The organism is Halomonas huangheensis (genome assembly GCF_001431725.1).
In the GTDB taxonomy this organism is placed as follows: domain Bacteria; phylum Pseudomonadota; class Gammaproteobacteria; order Pseudomonadales; family Halomonadaceae; genus Halomonas; species Halomonas huangheensis.
Window position 1 is genome coordinate 1,890,389 of sequence record NZ_CP013106.1, and the last position, 16,542, is coordinate 1,906,930.

Here is a 16,542-nt window from a genome sequence, read left to right on the forward strand (position 1 = left end):
CATGTGGCTGACCAGACCTTTCAATGAACGCTCGACCCTGATCTTTGTTGCTGTATTGGTTGCAGTGACGGCGCTGGTAGTGGCCAGCAACCTTTGGCTGCCCTCTGGGCATGCACTGCATGTCTCGACTTATACCGTTACCTTGCTTGGTAAGTATCTGTGCTATGCGCTACTGGCGGTGGCGGTAGATCTGGTTTGGGGGTATCTGGGCATTCTAAGTCTCGGACATGGCGCCTTCTTTGCGCTGGGCGGTTACGCCATGGGCATGTACCTGATGCGCCAGATAGGTGATCGTGGCGTCTATGGCGATCCGGTGATGCCGGATTTCATGGTGTTTCTCGATTGGGAGTCATTGCCGTGGTACTGGCAGGGCTTCGATATGGCATGGTTTGCCTTCGTCCTGGTGCTGTTGGCGCCAGGGATATTGGCGTTGGTGTTCGGTTTCCTGGCATTCCGCTCACGGGTTACCGGCGTGTATCTGTCGATCATCACCCAGGCGCTGACCTTTGCGTTGATGCTGGCGTTCTTTCGCAATGAAATGGGGTTCGGTGGCAACAATGGCCTGACGGACTTCAAGGATCTGTTGGGCTTCAACCTCACCTCGACATCGACCCGCCTAGGTCTGTTCATTGCCTCGGGCGTTGCACTGGCGCTGGGGTATGTTCTGTGTCGAGCCATTGTTGCCAGCAAGCTGGGGCGGGTCTGTGTTGCGGTACGTGATGCCGAGTCTCGCACGCGTTTTCTCGGCTACCGGGTGGAGCGCTACCAGCTGTTTGTATTTGTCGTTTCGGCAATGCTCGCCGGGGTCGCCGGCGCGCTTTATGTGCCACAGGTCGGGATCATCAACCCCAGTGAATTTTCACCGCTGTTCTCTATCGAGATCGTGGTCTGGGTTGCCTTGGGCGGTCGCGCCACCCTGTATGGCGCAGTGATCGGCGCGCTGGCGGTCAATTATGCCAAGAGTGTGTTCACCGGCGTAATGCCAGAGGCCTGGCTGTTTGCGCTGGGGGCGCTCTTTGTCCTCGTGACGGTGATGTTGCCCAACGGCATCGCTGGTCTCTTTCGACGTCGTCTTCGCCCATCTCGGGATAAACCGTCAGTCGCAGGGGAGGCCCACGCATGAACTTGCTGAACAGTCCGTTGTTGCAGAATTTGACCGCCCGCGACCGAGTCTTTGACTTTCTGGTGCCCGAGGAGTCTCCGGTCGATGTCCGTCATGGCCCCATTCTCTACCTGGAGGACGTCTCGGTCAGCTTTGATGGCTTCAAGGCGATCAATAACCTCAACCTGACCATCGATGATGGTGAGCTGCGCTGCATCATCGGCCCCAATGGGGCCGGCAAGACCACCATGATGGACATCATTACCGGCAAGACACGTCCGGATACCGGCAGTGTGTGGTTTGGCAGCCGACACAACCTTCTCAACATGAATGAGCCCGAAATCGCCCGCCTGGGCATCGGGCGCAAGTTCCAGAAACCGACGGTGTTCGAGGCACTGAGTGTATTCGAGAATCTTGAACTGGCGATGGCTATGGATAAGGGGTTATGGCCGACGCTGCGCGCACGGCTGACCACGGAGGTGCGCGAGCGAATCGATGAGGTGTTGGCAACCATTGGTCTGGTCGAGCTGCGGCAGCGCCAGGCGGGCATTCTGTCTCATGGTCAGAAACAGTGGCTGGAGATTGGCATGTTGTTGATGCAACGACCGCGCCTGTTGCTGGTCGACGAGCCCGTCGCCGGGATGACTGAGCAGGAGATGGAACGCACCGCTGAGCTGTTGACCGGACTTGCGGGGCGTCACTCGGTGGTCGTGGTGGAACATGACATGGGATTTGTGCGCTCCATTGCGCGCACCGTAACGGTGCTACATCAGGGGCAAGTGCTGGCCGAAGGCAGTATGGATAGCGTCTCCAGTGATCCCCGGGTCATCGACGTCTATCTGGGTGGTGAAGAGGAGGTTGCCTGATGCTCAGTATCAAGGGGCTGGACCAATTCCATGGCGAGAGCCATACGCTTTGGGATCTCGATCTGGAGGTGCCCAGGGGGAGGTGTACCTGCGTCCTCGGCCGCAATGGTGTCGGCAAGACCACACTGATGAAAGCGATCATGGGTGAGGTCGCGATACAGAAAGGCCAGATACGCTTCGATGGCGGGATTGCCCTCGAACGCGAGCGTCTTGAAGCGCGCTCTCGGCTGGGCATCGGCTATGTCCCGCAAGGAAGGCAGATATTTCCGATGCTGACGGTGGAGGAGAACCTTCGCACCGGACTGGCTGCACGTCGCGACAAGGTTCGCCATGTGCCTGAGCGCATCTTCGAACTGTTTCCGGTGCTCAAGGAGATGCGTCATCGCCGTGGCGGCGACCTTTCCGGTGGCCAGCAGCAACAATTGGCCATTGGCCGTGCTCTGGTGCTGGAGCCGCGGTTACTGATTCTTGACGAGCCAGGAGAGGGGATTCAGCCCAATATCGTGACTCGTATCGGCGAGGTGATTCGCCAACTGATTGCCGAAGACGGGCTGACGGTGCTGTTGGTCGAGCAGAAACTGCCTTTTGCGCGACGCTACGCTGACCATTTCGTGATTCTTGATCGCGGGCGACGCGTCGCCGGGAGTCGGATAGCCGAGTTGGATGATGAGGTGGTCAAGCAGTATCTGACGGTCTAGGAGCGGTCTGAACAACTGCTTGAGCAGGCGAATCACGGCATCCCGTGGTGCTGGTGTGCCAGCCCGGTATCAATCCTCATATATCACTCAGATGCTGCGGCTGCGCGCTCCAGTCTCGTTGTGTTTCATCCTGCTCGGCGACTTCGTCACATCGCCCCCAGTAGCCTCAAGGGGCAGGAGCGCGGTGCTCTATGTTGGTGCGGCATGTGCCGTCTCGCACCTTGCTGGTGCTGTTGTGGCAATTCTCTGTGCAGGAAATGTTGTCTGGTATAACTATATATAATTGATATTAAACAATAAAATTGTTTGTTTTCCAATCTGGTACGGGCGTTGCACCGCAACTGGGCATGGAGTCACACCTCTCGGCTGCGTACAAGCAGGCAGGTGTCGGGACTCCGGTCATGAATCAGGAGTCATATGACTGCGCAGCAACGACCGCCACAGCCCGTGTCATCAAAGCCCATGACATCAAGGCCCGTGCCATCAGCATCCATGCTGTCACAGCCTTGGTCACGCCAGTCGTTGGATGTTTCAGGACACCGTTTCGATGACCTGAGGCGCTGGGACGCTTCTCTGCAATTGGGATTTGTTGCCAGAGATGGCGTGACGCGCATGCGTGATATGCGCCACCACGGGCCGCTACGTGTCCAGCGTCCATTCTATCCAGAGGGTCCGAACGGATCCTGTCACGTCTATCTATTGCACCCACCCGGAGGCCTGGTCAGTGGTGATGCCCTGCGTATCGAAGCCCGTGTGGAATCGGGGGGGCGCACGTTACTGACCACGCCTGCAGCCAATAAGCTCTATCGTGCCGACCGCAATGGAGTGGCATGGCAGCAGGACACTCTGCTCCAGGTCGACGACGACGGACTGCTCGAGTGGCTACCCCAGGAAACGATTGCTTTCGATGGCTCGCGAGGATGTCAGCGGACGCGAATCGAGCTGTCCGGCAGCGCACGTTGCCTGGGTTGGGAACTGTTGGCGTTGGGGCGACCGGCCAGCCAACTGCCGTTTGTCTCTGGTCGCCTGGAGCAGCATTTCACGATTGTCCGTGACGGGATGCCGTTATGGATTGAAAGGCAGCCACTGGACCCGACTCATCGGCGTTTTCGGGGTAGCTGGGGTCAGCGAGGTCATGGCGTTCAGGCAACGCTCTGGGCCGTTGGGCTGGAGGATGGCCAGGCGGCAGTCGAATGGTTGCGAGAGCGGCTCGAGGCACACCAATGCTGGGCGGTTACCTGGCGGCACGATGTGCTGTTGTTGCGTTATCTCGGTGACTCGCGCGGCGACGCCTGGCAGCTGCTGGAAGAGGCCTGGCACCTGTTGCGCCCGAAACTCGCTCAACAGCCTGCTTGTATTCCGCGTATCTGGCGAACCTGAGTATGTGGAAGGCAGTGCACGTTGGAGGAAAAACCGGTTGCAGGAAAGGAGTGGGTCAGGAAGCGATGAATAACGTATTCGAACACAGGGGATATACGCGATGGAGCTGACGCCCAGAGACAAGGACAAGCTGCTGCTGTTTACCGCGGGATTGCTGGCTGAGCGCCGGCGGGCCCGGGGACTCAAGCTCAACTATCCCGAAGCGGTGGCCTTGATCAGTTGCGAGATCATGGAAGGTGCCCGTGATGGCCGCTCGGTGGCCGAGATGATGAGCGAAGGACGGCGCATCCTGACCCGCGATGATGTCATGGACGGTGTGGCCGAGATGGTCGACGAGGTGCAGGTTGAGGCGACGTTTCCGGACGGTACCAAGTTGGTGACCGTACATAACCCCATCACCTGAACAGCCGCATCCAGAATTCTGGCTACGCGTCGTGAAACACGCTTCCTGAGTCAGGGCTCTTGAATCATGCATAGTCCTGCCACTTCGCGTGGGAGCCAGTAGCTTCAGGAACCAGTACCTGACGAATGGGGAAACACTGATGATACCCGGTGAATACCAACTGCAACCCGATGATATTCAGCTATGTGAAGGGCGTCCACGCCTGACGTTAGAGGTCGCCAATCGCGGAGATCGGCCGATCCAGGTTGGCTCTCACTACCACTTTGCCGAGGCCAATCCAGCGCTCCGGTTCGATCGAGAGGCAGCGCGCGGGCAGCGTCTTGATATCGCCGCAGGTACGGCGATTCGCTTCGAACCAGGGCAGACGCGCGTGGTTACGCTGATACCGTTCGTTGGCCGTCGGCATATCTACGGCTTTCGTGGCGATGTCATGGGTAGCCTGGAAGATGGACGAGGAGACGACCAATGAAGATCTCTCGTCAAGCTTACGCCGATATGTATGGACCCACAGTCGGCGATCGGGTGCGGTTGGGCGATACCGAACTGTGGATCGAGGTCGAGCGTGATTCGACGTTGTATGGCGAAGAGGTCAAGTTCGGTGGTGGCAAGGTAATACGTGATGGCATGGGCCAGAGCCAGCGCCATGATGCCGAGGTCATGGACACGGTGATCACCAACGCCCTGATCCTCGATTGGTGGGGCATCGTCAAGGCAGATGTGGGCGTGAAGGCTGGTCGCATCGCGGCTATTGGCAAGGCTGGTAACCCGGACACCCAGCCCGGTGTCGAGATCGTGATTGGCCCGGGTACCGAGGTCATCGCCGGTGAGGGCCATATCCTGACCGCCGGCGCCATCGATGCCCATGTGCATTTTATTTGCCCGCAGTTGGTTGAAGAGGCGCTGGCCAGTGGTATCACTACCATGCTGGGGGGCGGTACGGGGCCAGCCACTGGATCGAAGGCCACTACCTGTACACCGGGGGCCTGGCATATTCACCAGATGCTCAAGGCCTGTGACGCACTACCGATGAATATCGGCCTGCTGGGCAAGGGCAATGCCAGTCTTCCTCAAGGCCTGGAGAGCCAGCTCGAGGCAGGTGCCATGGGCCTCAAACTGCATGAGGACTGGGGTACCACGCCGGCTTCCATCGATAACTGTCTGTCGGTGGCGGAGCGCTACGATGTTCAGATTGCGATCCACACCGACACCCTCAATGAATCCGGCTTCGTCGAGGATACGCTGGCGGCGTTCAAGGAACGCGGCATCCATACCTATCACACCGAGGGCGCTGGTGGTGGACATGCTCCCGATATCATCACCGCCTGTGCGAAAGACTATGTGCTGCCGTCCTCGACCAACCCGACTCGCCCGTACACGGTGAACACCATCGATGAGCATCTCGATATGCTGATGGTCTGCCACCACCTCGATCCCAACATCCCCGAGGATGTTGCCTTTGCCGATTCTAGAATTCGTCGAGAGACCATTGCCGCAGAGGATATTCTCCAGGACCTCGGCGTGATCTCGATGATCTCCTCTGATTCCCAGGCCATGGGGCGGATAGGAGAGGTGATCTGCCGGACCTGGCAGACCGCACACAAGATGAAGATCCAGCGTGGTCTGCTGGCCGAGGATGAAGCACTGGGTGCCGATAATCTGCGCGCCCGACGTTATATCGCCAAGTACACCATCAATCCCGCCATTACCCATGGGATTGCCGATGAGGTGGGGTCGGTTGAGGTCGGGAAACTGGCCGATCTGGTGTTGTGGAACCCGGCCTTCTTCGGCGTCAAGCCGGCGCTTGTGATCAAGGGTGGCATGATTGCCATGGCGCCGATGGGCGACGCCAATGCCTCGATTCCCACCCCACAGCCGGTGCACTACCGGCCCATGTTCGGAGCACTGGGCAAGGCAGCCAGTGCCACTCGGGTGAGCTTTGTCAGCCAGGCAGCGTTGGCTGCCGGCATCAAGGAGCGGCTGGGTCTGGAGAGTCGTCTGGTGGCTTGTCGAGGGGTGCGTGGCGTACGCAAGCAGGACATGAAACTCAATGATCGCTGTCCGCAGCTCAGCGTCGACCCGCAGACATACGAAGTGATCTGCGATGGCGAACTGTTGAGTTGCGAACCACTGGATACGCTGCCGCTGGCGCAGCGTTATCACCTCTTCTAGCCGTGGTTCCCGAAGAAAGGAAAGCTGCCATGACAAGCCTGTTGAATCTCACCGAACGGCTCGGCCCTATTGCCGCAGAGGCGGCCGAGGACACGCTGACCCTCAGCTATGACGACCGTATCAAAGGGCGCCTGCGCGTCCAGCTCGACAGTGGACGTGCTGCGGGTCTGTTTCTCGATCGTGGCCCGGTGCTACGTGATGGCGACGGTTTGCAGGGCGAGGGGGTCCGGGTCCGAGTGACTGCCGCGCCTGAGCCTGTAGTGACCGCACGAGTCGAACCGGGACTGCCGTTGGCGCGACTCTGTTACCACCTGGGCAATCGCCACGTCACCCTCGGCATCGGTGAGGATGAGCAGGGCGCCTGGGTACGGTTCTCTCCAGACCATGTGTTGGAAGATCTGGCGGTACGCCTCGGCGCCGAGCTGACTCACCATCAGGCCCCTTTTGATCCAGAGCCGGGCGCCTACAGCATGGCTGGTCACTCCCATGGCCATGCCAATGGACACCATCACGAGTACAGCCACGATGATGGGCACGAGCATCACCATGCCCACTGAAGCCCATCCCGACCTGGCGCTGCTCGGGCTGCTGCAGTTGGTCAGCCCGGCCTTGCCGATTGGTGGCTTTGCCTGGTCCCAGGGGCTGGAAAGTGCGCTGGAGCTTGGCTGGGTCTGCGATGAACAGAGCCTTGGCGATTGGCTGGAGGGGGTGCTCGAGGATGGCCCCGGGCACGCCGAGCTGCCGGTCATGGCCAGGCTGATGGAGGCGTGGCAGCGGGGCGATGAGGTGGCGCTGGTGCACTGGGACCGCTGGCTGGCCGCCTGTCGTGAGTCCCGTGAGTTGGCCGAGGAAGAGCGGCAGTTGGGCGCATCTCTGAAGCGTCTGATCAATAGCCTCGGCCTGTGGCCGGAACAGCCGACACTACCACCGGGAGCGGGCTATACCACGGCCTTTTCCGCGGTAGCGGTGATTCGCGGTATCGAAACACGCCAGGCACTACTGGGCTTCACCTGGAACTGGCTGGAGAACCAGCTGGCGGTGGCCTGCAAGGCCATGCCTCTGGGGCATACCGCAGCCCAGCGTCTGGTGGAGCGTCTGCGACCGGAGTTGATCCGCTGTATCGACCAGGCACTGGTACTCGAGGATGACCAGCTCGGTCCGGCATTGCCGGGGCTGGCATTGGCCAGTGCGAAACACGAAACCCAGTACTCGCGTCTGTTTCGCAGTTGAGTCTCGTCTTCGAGAGGGCTGCGAGGACTGTATGCAATACACAAACAGAGGAATTGACCATGACCGATACCGCACCCCGTCACTGTCTGCGTGTTGGTGTGGGCGGCCCAGTGGGATCGGGCAAGACTGCGTTGCTTCGCCAGCTATGCAAGGCGCTACGTGATCGCTACGACATCGCGGTGGTGACCAACGATATCTATACCCGTGAAGATGCCGATTTTCTGACTCGACATGAAGCCTTGTCGGCGGATCGTATCCTCGGCGTGGAAACCGGCGGCTGCCCGCATACCGCCATCCGCGAGGATGCCTCGATGAATCTCGCTGCCATTGATGATCTGCAGCAACGTCATCCCGGGCTCGAGATGGTGCTGGTGGAATCGGGAGGAGACAACCTTTCGGCGACATTCAGCCCGGAGTTGTCGGACCTGACGCTCTACGTGATCGATGTTTCCGCAGGAGACAAGATTCCGCGCAAGGGTGGCCCCGGCATTACCCGTTCCGACCTGTTGATCATCAACAAGATCGATATCGCCGAGCAGGTACATGCCTCGCTGGATGTCATGGAGCGCGACTCACGAAAAATGCGTGGTGAGCGTCCCTTTGTCTTCACCAATCTTTATGACGGCGTTGGCCTCGACACCATCATCGATTTCATCATCGAGCGCGGCATGCTGCCTGAGCGTCATGTTGCCGCCACCGGCCAGGCCTCATAGGACGCCTGACTCGCTGTGTTGAACCGTCTTCTATACAACGTCTTCCATTGATAAGGAGAAAGCCATGCCCCGCTTGATGTTTCGTCTATTGACCGTTGCGCCACTTGCCCTCGGATCCGGACTTGCGTTGGCGCATCCTGGCCATGGGGCTGAGCAGGGTGGTCTGGTCGCCGGCCTGACGCATCCCTGGTTGGGACTCGATCACCTGCTGGCGATGATTGCCATCGGCCTCTGGAGCATGCGTCAGGGCGCGTCGGTACGTACCGCCGTACCTTGGCTGGCTCTGGGCGGAATGGTTGCTGGAGCCAGTATTGCTGCATCAGGTCTATCTTTACCTGGCGTGGAAGGTGCTATTGCATTGTCAGTACTGCTGGCCGGCATTATGGTAGCCAGCCTGGCTCGTCTGCCGAGTGCCTTGGGTATGGTATTGGTCGTCGCCTTCATGCTGTTTCATGGCTATGCTCACGGCAGTGAAATTCCCGCGGGTAGCTCGTTGTTGGCCTTTTTCGTCGGCTTTGCCATTTCAACCTTGCTGATCACCTGGGGCGCACGTCACCTCGGCGGTTGGCTGGGGTCTCGCGAGAACCCAGCGCTGCGTGTCCTCGGAGCAGGAATTGCCGCTTGTGGGGCGTTCTTCATGATGTCGTGATGACGTTGAGATGATTTTGTAGTATCTGTTGCTACCGACGTATCCTATTGAGGTATATCTGGGTTTATAAGAAAAACAGGGGTTAATAATATTAAATGGCGCCGCTCGGGATGACTCTCTCATCGACGGTGTAGGCGCAGGGAACAAGGGAGAAGAGCACATGGATGTGTCTGCTCAGAAGGTGGCTACCCTGGACAATGAAAGTTCAGGGGTGGATGCCGGCTGTCTGGCATGTGGTGCAATCCAGCCGCTTAGCTGGGGGCAGGTGATTTACCTGGAACGAGGGGGCGAGCACCGATGTACCGGCTGCGGTGTGAACTGTGTGTGCGACAGCAGCACAAGGCAGCAACTGCAGGTTGTCTACGAGCATATGCAGGAAGAGATTCGAAGTCGACGTATGATCATCGGTGTGAGCGTGTTCGTCATGGTTCTGACTTCGATTTCGTTGGTGGTGGCGAACAGTCTGTCCTTCAGTACCAGCGTACTGATTTTGGTAGTTGGAGTCGCCACCAACTTCGCTGTGGCCGGTAAGTGTTTCAGGTTTGGCGATAAGGTTGTAGTGCCACTGCGAACCCTTTCTGATTTCAGGAGGGAAGGCCTGTAGCGGGGTGGGCATGATGATTCGCCTATACCAACCCCTCATTGGATGCCCGGCAGAAGCCGGGCATCGCCATTTGTGGTATTGCACGACAATTCCTCCGCACTTCCTGTCTTCGCCCGGCTTGTTATACCTTGTGACCCAGTGATTGAGGCATGGTCCCAGGGCATCGTCTGTAGCTGGTACTGACGATCAGAGAACATCGGAGATCCTTCAGGAGAAGGTTGATGCAGGGAAGAAGAAAAGGCGCCAGAGCGAAGCGTCTGGTTGTGTGGTTGTTGGTGCTGTTGTTGCTGGCCTGGGGGACGATGGCCCTGTGGCAGACGATCAAGCCATTGCCGGATACGGTGGGCAAGGCCTGGCCGCTGCGGACGGCTGAAGATATCCGCTTTCTCAGTGACCGTACCTGGTACGATGCCCGTGGGCAGCGACATCTTGATCAGCAGATATTCGATGAGGTGTTGAGCATGATTGCTCAAGCGCGCCAACTGGTCGTGATGGACATGTTCCTGTTCAATTCGCTATCCGGGGACAATCCGAGTGTGTCACGCCACCTTGCTGACCAACTGAGCCAGGCGCTGATCGATGCTCGGCAGCAGCATCCGCAGCTACGTGTAGTGGTGATCAGTGACCCCCTCAACACCTTCTACGGCGGGGTCATGCCAGAGCACTTTCGCAAGCTGCAGGACTCAGGTATTGAAGTCCTGTTCACCGACCTTGATCGGTTGAGGGCCTCGAATCCGCTGTGGTCCGGGTTATGGCATCTGGGTCTCGATCGTCTCGGCAATGACCCAGAAGGCGGCTGGTTGCCCAATATCTTCAAGGGACCGGACGTCACGCTGCGCAGCTACCTGGCGATGCTCAATTTCCGCGCCAATCATCGCAAGACACTGGTGGTGGATCAGAATGACACATGGTCAGCGCTGATTACCTCTGCCAATCCCCATGATGGCAGTAGTCGCCATGGTAATGTCGCCTTGCGCATCAGCGGAAATCTCGCATTGGATGTGCTCGCCTCGGAAGCCACCGTGGCGGGTTGGGGAGGAGTAGACATCGAACTACCGGCAGAGCCTGTTGCTGCCTCGGGAGATGGCGCCCAGGTACAGCTGGTCACCGAAAGTGCAATCCGGGATGCATCCCTGGCACTGATCGCGGACGCCGAATCTGGTGATCGTCTTGATATGGCTGCTTTCTACCTCGCGCACCGTCCGCTAATCGACGCTCTCAAGCAAGCGGTGGAGCGGGGAGTCCAGATACGTGTTTTGCTGGACCCCAATCGTGAGGCTTTTGGTTTTGCCAAGGGTGGCCTGCCCAATCAGCCAGTGGCGACGGAGTTGCATGATGTGGGTATTGCGGTCCGCTGGTGTCTTACCGCGGGTGAGCAGTGCCACAGCAAGGTGCTGCACCTGGTTCGAGCGAATGGTGGGAATAAAGTGATCCTGGGTTCCGCCAATATGACCCGCCGTAACCTGGACGACTACAACCTCGAAACCAGTGTGCTCCTGAAAGCGCCGTCTGATGAACCGGTCATGCGGCAGATCAGCGCCTGGTTCGAACAGCGCTGGGAGTCCTCTCCGGAGAGGCGAACCAGCCGCCGCTGGCGACCTGCAGAGCGCAGTGGTTGGTTCGAAAACTGGCGATATCGGGTGATGGAAGCGACAGGGTTATCGACGTTCTAGGCGATATTTCGCCATCAGGTGTTAACCTGGCCCCCCGAACTGGCTGACTTGACACCCAGTGGAGCGCCGCTCATCTTTCCTGGGTAGCGGTTGCTCACGAAGGCGCAGAAGGAATCGGCCAGCGGGCAACCTTTTCCTGTCGTTATCCGGGGGAGCTCATGGATAGATTCTGGTTGGTGATCAAGGTTGTCTGTCTGGCACTGATTGTCATTCTGGTGGTGCAGAACATCGAGATGGTGCATGTCCAACTGCTGGGGTGGACCATCACCATGCCGATGGCACTGCTGGTGGTGGTGATCTATGTGTTGGGAATGGTCAGCGGGCGTGGTCTGATGGGGGTGGTTCGTCGTCTTCGTCACGAGGATCCGAAACACTGACGAAGGGTGGCCGGACTGATTTCGTGGTCAGATAATAGCTTGTAGCTGAATGGTGGGGCGTAGCGAGCTCTCGGGGAGTAGTCTGTTTTCCGGGAGAGACATACCAGGGCAATCCCAGGCGGCTGTTGTGTTCGAGTTCGGCAATCACCTGGGCGCCGAGTAGCAGGATCGCTGCGCCGACTTCCAGACTCAGCAGTATGACAACCAGAGTGGCCAATGAGCCGTAAACTTCGTTGACGAGTGAAAGATTGGCGAAGTAATAGACCAGCACCAGACGTGCAGCTTCCCACATCAAGGCTGCCGCAAAACCTCCTGCCAGGGCGCGGCGTAATGAAATTCTCACCACTGGCAGGATCTTGTAGATGGCGCTGAACAGGAAGAAGACTCCTGTGAAGCTGATCAAGTTGAGTAACGGATCCTGGAGATTGGCGATCGGCAGCGGGCTGCCATATATCGCCATCCACAGTGAGTTGACGATATTGGCGAGGCTCACCGCGATCGCCAGGCTGAACAACAGCGCCGTCAGGACCAGCATGAAGCCATAGGGCAGCAGAAAGGAAACCCATAGACTGCGTCGGTCTTGCACATCGGGCTTGTGAAAGATGATGGCGAGCGCATCTTCCAGCATGCGAAACGCAAAGGAACTGAACAACAGTAATACCGGAATACCGTACAGACTGATCAAGGCACTGGAGTCGATCAGGCCGCGCACCGATTCGAGCATGATATCGGCATGGGCCGGTGCAATGTGCCTCGCCTGCAAGCTGAGTACCGTCAGCAGCTGTTGTTCGTCGACCACCTGGGCGATGACCACTACCATCAGCGCGAACAGCGGAATGGTCGATAGCAGGATATTGAAGCCGACGCCTCCTGCCAGCAGCATCCCGTGGTTATGCACGAAATTGACCAGTACTCGCCAGAAGAAGACTGCGAGGCGCGGGGCCAGCGTAAGCAGGGAAAGATAGTACCTGCGAGCTTTGCTCATGGATCTGTCTTCCTTGATGGACAGCCCATGATAGTCGTCCGCATAGGGCGAACGTCAAACTATCGCGATGGATCATCGGCCGGCTATTCGTAGGCCTGGAACATTCTTGCCAATTCCTGTCGTCATGACAGAGCACCATCCGTAGTGCACCCCGCTGTTAGTGCACCCCGCTGATATTGTGGATTGATGATGAGTGCTGGCTGGGCAGACGGGCTTCGACGCATGCCCCATAGGCATTTGCAGGATTTTTCCGCTGCTCGATGGCGTGAATGCTCGGATGAGCGCATTTTTGGCGAAGCCTGGTTCTGACAGTTGTCGTGACTAGCGGGTATGCTGGAGAGGCACTCATGGTGCCGACCTGAACGGTCGGCGGCTGGAAATTCAACGGGAGACACCCCTATGAATGACAATAATACGCAGGACGGACCTCGGAAGAAGCCACAGAGCTCCTCTCAGGATACGGACGAGAACAACGCCGAGAACGCCACTGAGAACACCAATACGAGCAAGGATGCTGAGGCGGATAAGGGCACCTCGAAGACAGGTGCAGAGAAGGCTTCAGAAAGCGCCTCAAGCAAAGCGACCAGCAGTACCTCCGGGAGCGTTGCTGGAAGCTCTTCGGAGACAATCTCCAGTAAGGCTTCAACCGAGAGCACCGCTGAAGGCTCATCAGGTAGCGCTGCCGGGAACAGTCGAGGGCATGCTGGTAAGCCACCGTCTGCGGGGCAGTCGGGCTCGGTAGCGGAGTTCCTGAAGGATAACCGGGTAAAAGGGCTGGTCGCCGTAGCGGGGGTAAGCCTGGTCTGGGCGATTGTTGCTCAAACCACGGCAAATTCGAACGGGGATGCCCGTGATGAGCTTCAGCAGCAGCTCGAGAGTCGTCAGGCTGAGCTGGCGACTCTCGAAGATCAAGCTGCTGGCATGGAGCAGGAGCTTGGTGAATGGCGCGAGGCTGATCAGACGCTCCAGCAGATGCGCTCGGATGCTGAGACACTGGCGATACGCGTTGAGGAGGCTCGTGCGGAACAGGCCGCTGCCGAGGAAGAAGCGGCGCGAGTTGAGGCGAATCTCCAGCAACTTGAGGCCACCGAGGCCAATCTCGACGCTGAGCTGGTGGCGGCGCGTAACCGACTATCAGAAGTGACGGCTGAGCGTGAGTCCCTGGCTTCCGAACGCGATACGCTGTCCGAAGAAATCAGCTCGCTGGAGAGCAGGATCAGCGATGCTGAGGCTCGAGTGGAAGAATTGGCTGCTGAAATCGAGACGAAGAACGCGACGGTAGGTGAGCTGGAAGAGCAGATTGCCACCCTCCAACAACAGCAGCAGCAAGCCGATCAGCAACAGCAGCAGGCCCTTGCTGAGCTTGAAACCACACTCAAGGATGTTGCTGAACAGCGTGCCAGTGCCGAACAGCAACTCAAGGAAGTGCGGGCACAATCCGAACAGGCAGCGGCAACCCGAGACCAGTTGCAGAACGCGGTAGCAGACCTTGAACAGAGCATCGGTGTGCGTCGTGATCATCTTCAGCAGCTTAATCAGCAGCTGGAAGGGTGGCGCGCATCATTGGCGGATCTTGCCGAATCGGCTCCGGCATTGCCTCCGGCACTCGCCAGGGATTCGAGTGAAGAGTCGACCGGTAGTGCGGCGACCGATAATGCGGCGACCGATAGTGCGGCGACCGGTACTGATGTGGAGGAGTCCGCTGCAACTGGCGACGGCAAGACCTCCAGCGACGACCAGGCCGCAAAAACCGCGGACTCGGAGCCTCGCGTCGAGTTCATTACTGAAAAGGACGGTTCCAGCGCCGAGGATGGCGATGCAGAGAGTGGTGAAGCAGCGGGTTCTGCTGCTGATGCCGAGCAGTCAAAGTCCAGTGAGGACGCGGCCGAGCAGTAGAACGGCTCGATGCCCTTTCCACGTATTGACGGCGGGCCTTCGGGCCTGCCGTCATGCGTTTATGGCATAGCGTTGTTGATGGCCCGCGGTGGCATCGCCTCAGGCCTGGCTGGCGCGTATACTGCAAGGATCAGACAAATGCTGTGAAGATCAACCAGGACTGCACGTTAGTGAACGTGTCAATCTCGGCAACAGGAGTAGGTTGTGATTGAAGGGGTCAAGCATATCGTCGCCGTTGCCTCAGGAAAGGGCGGTGTCGGCAAGTCTACGGTAACGGTGAATCTGGCTTTGGCGATGGCGGCTGAAGGCTATCGTGTCGGAGTACTGGATGCCGACATCTACGGCCCCAGTCAGGCTCAGATGCTGGGAATTGCTGAGGGAACAAGGCCGAAAGCCATTGGCGAGAACCGCTTCCAACCACTCGAGGCCCACGGTATCCAGGCGATGTCGATGGCGTTCATGGTTGATGTGCGTGAGCCCATGGTCTGGCGAGGACCGATGGTTGCAGGTGCTTTTCAGCAGATGCTCAACCAGACGTTATGGGATGAGGTGGATTATCTGTTCATCGACATGCCGCCGGGTACGGGGGATATTCAGTTGACGTTGGCGCAGAAAGTGCCGGTCGATGGCGCGGTGATCGTGACCACTCCTCAAGACATTGCGTTACTTGATGCGCGCAAGGGTATCGAGATGTTCCGCAAGGTCAAGGTCCCGGTGTTGGGGGTGGTCGAGAATATGAGCCTGCACACCTGCTCGCAGTGCGGACACACCGAGCCGGTGTTTGGCGAAGGTGGTGGTGAACGTATTGCCAGCGAATATCAGACCCGCCTGATTGGGCGTTTACCATTGTCGTTGGATATTCGCCAGCAGGTCGATGGTGGACATCCCAGTGTTGTGGCTGAACCGGATGGTGAGGTGGCGGCTACCTTCCGCGAGATGGCTCGACAGGTAGCGGCACAGATCGATACCGGGCAGGGCGATTCCAGCCCAACCATCAGCTTCAGCGACTGAGCCGCGACAGGCACGCGATTCAGCGTTCGTGACGTGATAAGCCGGGGTCGGTATCATGTGGCCCCGTTTCCGAACCACCCAGCAGGAAGTCCCATGAGCATCAAGTCCGACAACTGGATTCGCCGTATGGCCGAGAGCGAGGGCATGATCGAGCCATTCGAGGCCGATCAAGTCCGTTACGTCAACGATCGACGGGTCATCTCCTATGGGACCTCCAGCTACGGGTATGACGTGCGCTGTGCCGATGAGTTCAAGGTGTTTACCAATATTCACTCGGCGGTCGTTGATCCCAAGGCCTTCGACGAGAAGAGCTTTGTCGACGTCAAGGGTGATGTGTGTGTCATTCCGCCGAACTCCTTCGCGCTGGCGAGGACGGTGGAATACTTCCGTATCCCGCGTAGCGTACTGACCATTTGCCTCGGCAAATCCACTTACGCGCGTTGTGGCATTATCGTCAATGTCACCCCGTTGGAGCCCGAGTGGGAAGGACACGTTACCCTCGAGTTTTCCAACACCACTAATCTGCCAGCGAAGATCTACGCCAACGAAGGCGTGGCGCAGATGTTGTTCCTTGAGTCCGATGAAGTCTGCCATACGTCCTACAAGGATCGCGGCGGCAAGTATATGGGACAGCGTGGTGTAACACTGCCGAGGACATGATAGCGACGAGCTGTAAGCTATAAGTCAGAAGCTATAAGTCAGAAGCTGTAAGAAGAACACCCCGCCAATGCTGTTGGCGGGGTGTTCTCGTATCATGGCTTCAGAATGACAACTTGGTTGCTTATA

18 protein-coding genes are annotated in these 16,542 nt (G+C 58.3%); 17 read left to right on the forward strand and 1 reads right to left on the reverse strand.

Annotated features, from left to right (window positions below; translation table 11 throughout):
* Position 1 precedes the first annotated feature (1 nt).
* The 14 genes from urtC to AR456_RS08525 all read left to right on the forward strand — a co-directional run bounded on the left by urtC (position 2) and on the right by AR456_RS08525 (position 11,864).
* Complete coding sequence (gene urtC, locus AR456_RS08460; protein WP_021820991.1) at positions 2 to 1,123, forward strand: urea ABC transporter permease subunit UrtC; 1,122 nt, start codon at positions 2 to 4, stop codon at positions 1,121 to 1,123.
* Entirely contained in the window at positions 1,120 to 1,968 is an 849-nt protein-coding gene (gene urtD, locus AR456_RS08465) for an urea ABC transporter ATP-binding protein UrtD (RefSeq protein ID WP_021820992.1), read from the forward strand. The genes urtC and urtD overlap by 4 nt, the downstream gene beginning before the upstream one ends.
* The gene (gene urtE / locus AR456_RS08470) at positions 1,968 to 2,666 is read left to right on the forward strand and encodes an urea ABC transporter ATP-binding subunit UrtE (RefSeq protein WP_021820993.1); all 699 of its coding nucleotides are present in this window, start codon (positions 1,968 to 1,970) and stop codon (positions 2,664 to 2,666) included. The genes urtD and urtE overlap by 1 nt, the downstream gene beginning before the upstream one ends.
* A gap of 492 nt (positions 2,667 to 3,158) precedes the next feature.
* Entirely contained in the window at positions 3,159 to 4,046 is an 888-nt protein-coding gene (locus tag AR456_RS08475) for an urease accessory protein UreD (protein WP_021820994.1), read from the forward strand.
* A gap of 100 nt (positions 4,047 to 4,146) precedes the next feature.
* Entirely contained in the window at positions 4,147 to 4,449 is a 303-nt protein-coding gene (gene ureA / locus AR456_RS08480) for an urease subunit gamma (protein ID WP_021820995.1), read from the forward strand.
* A gap of 139 nt (positions 4,450 to 4,588) precedes the next feature.
* Positions 4,589 to 4,918: an urease subunit beta gene (locus AR456_RS08485; protein WP_021820996.1), complete on the forward strand. Its 330-nt coding sequence runs from the start codon at positions 4,589 to 4,591 to the stop codon at positions 4,916 to 4,918.
* Positions 4,915 to 6,618 (forward strand): urease subunit alpha, encoded by a 1,704-nt coding sequence (gene ureC / locus AR456_RS08490; RefSeq protein WP_021820997.1) that lies wholly within the window; start codon positions 4,915 to 4,917, stop codon positions 6,616 to 6,618. The genes AR456_RS08485 and ureC overlap by 4 nt, the downstream gene beginning before the upstream one ends.
* A 38-nt stretch (positions 6,619 to 6,656) precedes the next feature.
* The gene (gene ureE, locus AR456_RS08495) at positions 6,657 to 7,175 is read left to right on the forward strand and encodes an urease accessory protein UreE (RefSeq protein WP_031208863.1); all 519 of its coding nucleotides are present in this window, start codon (positions 6,657 to 6,659) and stop codon (positions 7,173 to 7,175) included.
* Positions 7,165 to 7,848, forward strand: coding sequence for an urease accessory protein UreF (locus AR456_RS08500; RefSeq protein ID WP_021820999.1), 684 nt, complete (start codon positions 7,165 to 7,167; stop codon positions 7,846 to 7,848). The genes ureE and AR456_RS08500 overlap by 11 nt, the downstream gene beginning before the upstream one ends.
* 59 nt (positions 7,849 to 7,907) lie before the next feature.
* The gene (ureG, locus tag AR456_RS08505; protein ID WP_021821000.1) at positions 7,908 to 8,561 is read left to right on the forward strand and encodes an urease accessory protein UreG; all 654 of its coding nucleotides are present in this window, start codon (positions 7,908 to 7,910) and stop codon (positions 8,559 to 8,561) included.
* A gap of 64 nt (positions 8,562 to 8,625) precedes the next feature.
* Positions 8,626 to 9,210: a HupE/UreJ family protein gene (locus tag AR456_RS08510; RefSeq protein WP_021821001.1), complete on the forward strand. Its 585-nt coding sequence runs from the start codon at positions 8,626 to 8,628 to the stop codon at positions 9,208 to 9,210.
* A gap of 160 nt (positions 9,211 to 9,370) precedes the next feature.
* Positions 9,371 to 9,814 carry a hypothetical protein gene (locus AR456_RS08515; RefSeq protein ID WP_021821002.1) on the forward strand — a complete coding sequence of 148 codons (444 nt, stop codon included), beginning with the start codon at positions 9,371 to 9,373 and terminating at the stop codon, positions 9,812 to 9,814.
* Between the two features lie 221 nt (positions 9,815 to 10,035).
* Positions 10,036 to 11,487 carry a phospholipase D-like domain-containing protein gene (locus AR456_RS08520; protein ID WP_021821003.1) on the forward strand — a complete coding sequence of 484 codons (1,452 nt, stop codon included), beginning with the start codon at positions 10,036 to 10,038 and terminating at the stop codon, positions 11,485 to 11,487.
* Between the two features lie 158 nt (positions 11,488 to 11,645).
* Positions 11,646 to 11,864, forward strand: a complete 219-nt coding sequence (locus AR456_RS08525) for a LapA family protein (protein ID WP_021821004.1) — start codon at positions 11,646 to 11,648, stop codon at positions 11,862 to 11,864.
* On the opposite strand, the gene AR456_RS08530 is transcribed toward AR456_RS08525, so the two are convergent.
* On the reverse strand, positions 11,803 to 12,849 hold the full coding sequence (locus AR456_RS08530; RefSeq protein ID WP_021821005.1) for a YihY/virulence factor BrkB family protein: 1,047 nt from the start codon (positions 12,847 to 12,849) through the stop codon (positions 11,803 to 11,805). The two genes, AR456_RS08525 and AR456_RS08530, sit on opposite strands and share 62 nt — an antisense overlap.
* 399 nt (positions 12,850 to 13,248) lie before the next feature.
* On the opposite strand from AR456_RS08530, the gene AR456_RS08535 reads away from it, so the two are divergent.
* The 3 genes from AR456_RS08535 to dcd all read left to right on the forward strand — a co-directional run bounded on the left by AR456_RS08535 (position 13,249) and on the right by dcd (position 16,416).
* Positions 13,249 to 14,745 carry a coiled-coil domain-containing protein gene (locus tag AR456_RS08535; protein WP_021821006.1) on the forward strand — a complete coding sequence of 499 codons (1,497 nt, stop codon included), beginning with the start codon at positions 13,249 to 13,251 and terminating at the stop codon, positions 14,743 to 14,745.
* 207 nt (positions 14,746 to 14,952) lie between these two features.
* Positions 14,953 to 15,756, forward strand: a complete 804-nt coding sequence (gene apbC / locus AR456_RS08540) for an iron-sulfur cluster carrier protein ApbC (RefSeq protein WP_172796134.1) — start codon at positions 14,953 to 14,955, stop codon at positions 15,754 to 15,756.
* Between the two features lie 93 nt (positions 15,757 to 15,849).
* Positions 15,850 to 16,416 (forward strand): dCTP deaminase, encoded by a 567-nt coding sequence (gene dcd / locus AR456_RS08545; RefSeq protein WP_021821008.1) that lies wholly within the window; start codon positions 15,850 to 15,852, stop codon positions 16,414 to 16,416.
* Positions 16,417 to 16,542: the final 126 nt, after the last annotated feature.

Excerpts from the sequence above, each read along its gene's own strand:
- urtC (WP_021820991.1), top strand. The coding sequence starts at position 2 with ATGTGGCTGACCAGACCTTTCAATGAACGCTCGACCCTGATCTTTGTT.
- urtD (WP_021820992.1), top strand. The coding sequence starts at position 1,120 with ATGAACTTGCTGAACAGTCCGTTGTTGCAGAATTTGACCGCCCGCGAC.
- urtE (WP_021820993.1), top strand. The coding sequence starts at position 1,968 with ATGCTCAGTATCAAGGGGCTGGACCAATTCCATGGCGAGAGCCATACG.
- AR456_RS08475 (WP_021820994.1), top strand. The coding sequence starts at position 3,159 with ATGCTGTCACAGCCTTGGTCACGCCAGTCGTTGGATGTTTCAGGACAC.
- ureA (WP_021820995.1), top strand. The coding sequence starts at position 4,147 with ATGGAGCTGACGCCCAGAGACAAGGACAAGCTGCTGCTGTTTACCGCG.
- AR456_RS08485 (WP_021820996.1), top strand. The coding sequence starts at position 4,589 with ATGATACCCGGTGAATACCAACTGCAACCCGATGATATTCAGCTATGT.
- ureC (WP_021820997.1), top strand. The coding sequence starts at position 4,915 with ATGAAGATCTCTCGTCAAGCTTACGCCGATATGTATGGACCCACAGTC.
- AR456_RS08500 (WP_021820999.1), top strand. The coding sequence starts at position 7,165 with ATGCCCACTGAAGCCCATCCCGACCTGGCGCTGCTCGGGCTGCTGCAG.
- ureG (WP_021821000.1), top strand. The coding sequence starts at position 7,908 with ATGACCGATACCGCACCCCGTCACTGTCTGCGTGTTGGTGTGGGCGGC.
- AR456_RS08510 (WP_021821001.1), top strand. The coding sequence starts at position 8,626 with ATGCCCCGCTTGATGTTTCGTCTATTGACCGTTGCGCCACTTGCCCTC.
- AR456_RS08515 (WP_021821002.1), top strand. The coding sequence starts at position 9,371 with ATGGATGTGTCTGCTCAGAAGGTGGCTACCCTGGACAATGAAAGTTCA.
- AR456_RS08520 (WP_021821003.1), top strand. The coding sequence starts at position 10,036 with ATGCAGGGAAGAAGAAAAGGCGCCAGAGCGAAGCGTCTGGTTGTGTGG.
- AR456_RS08525 (WP_021821004.1), top strand. The coding sequence starts at position 11,646 with ATGGATAGATTCTGGTTGGTGATCAAGGTTGTCTGTCTGGCACTGATT.
- AR456_RS08530 (WP_021821005.1), bottom strand. The coding sequence starts at position 12,849 with ATGAGCAAAGCTCGCAGGTACTATCTTTCCCTGCTTACGCTGGCCCCG.
- AR456_RS08535 (WP_021821006.1), top strand. The coding sequence starts at position 13,249 with ATGAATGACAATAATACGCAGGACGGACCTCGGAAGAAGCCACAGAGC.
- dcd (WP_021821008.1), top strand. The coding sequence starts at position 15,850 with ATGAGCATCAAGTCCGACAACTGGATTCGCCGTATGGCCGAGAGCGAG.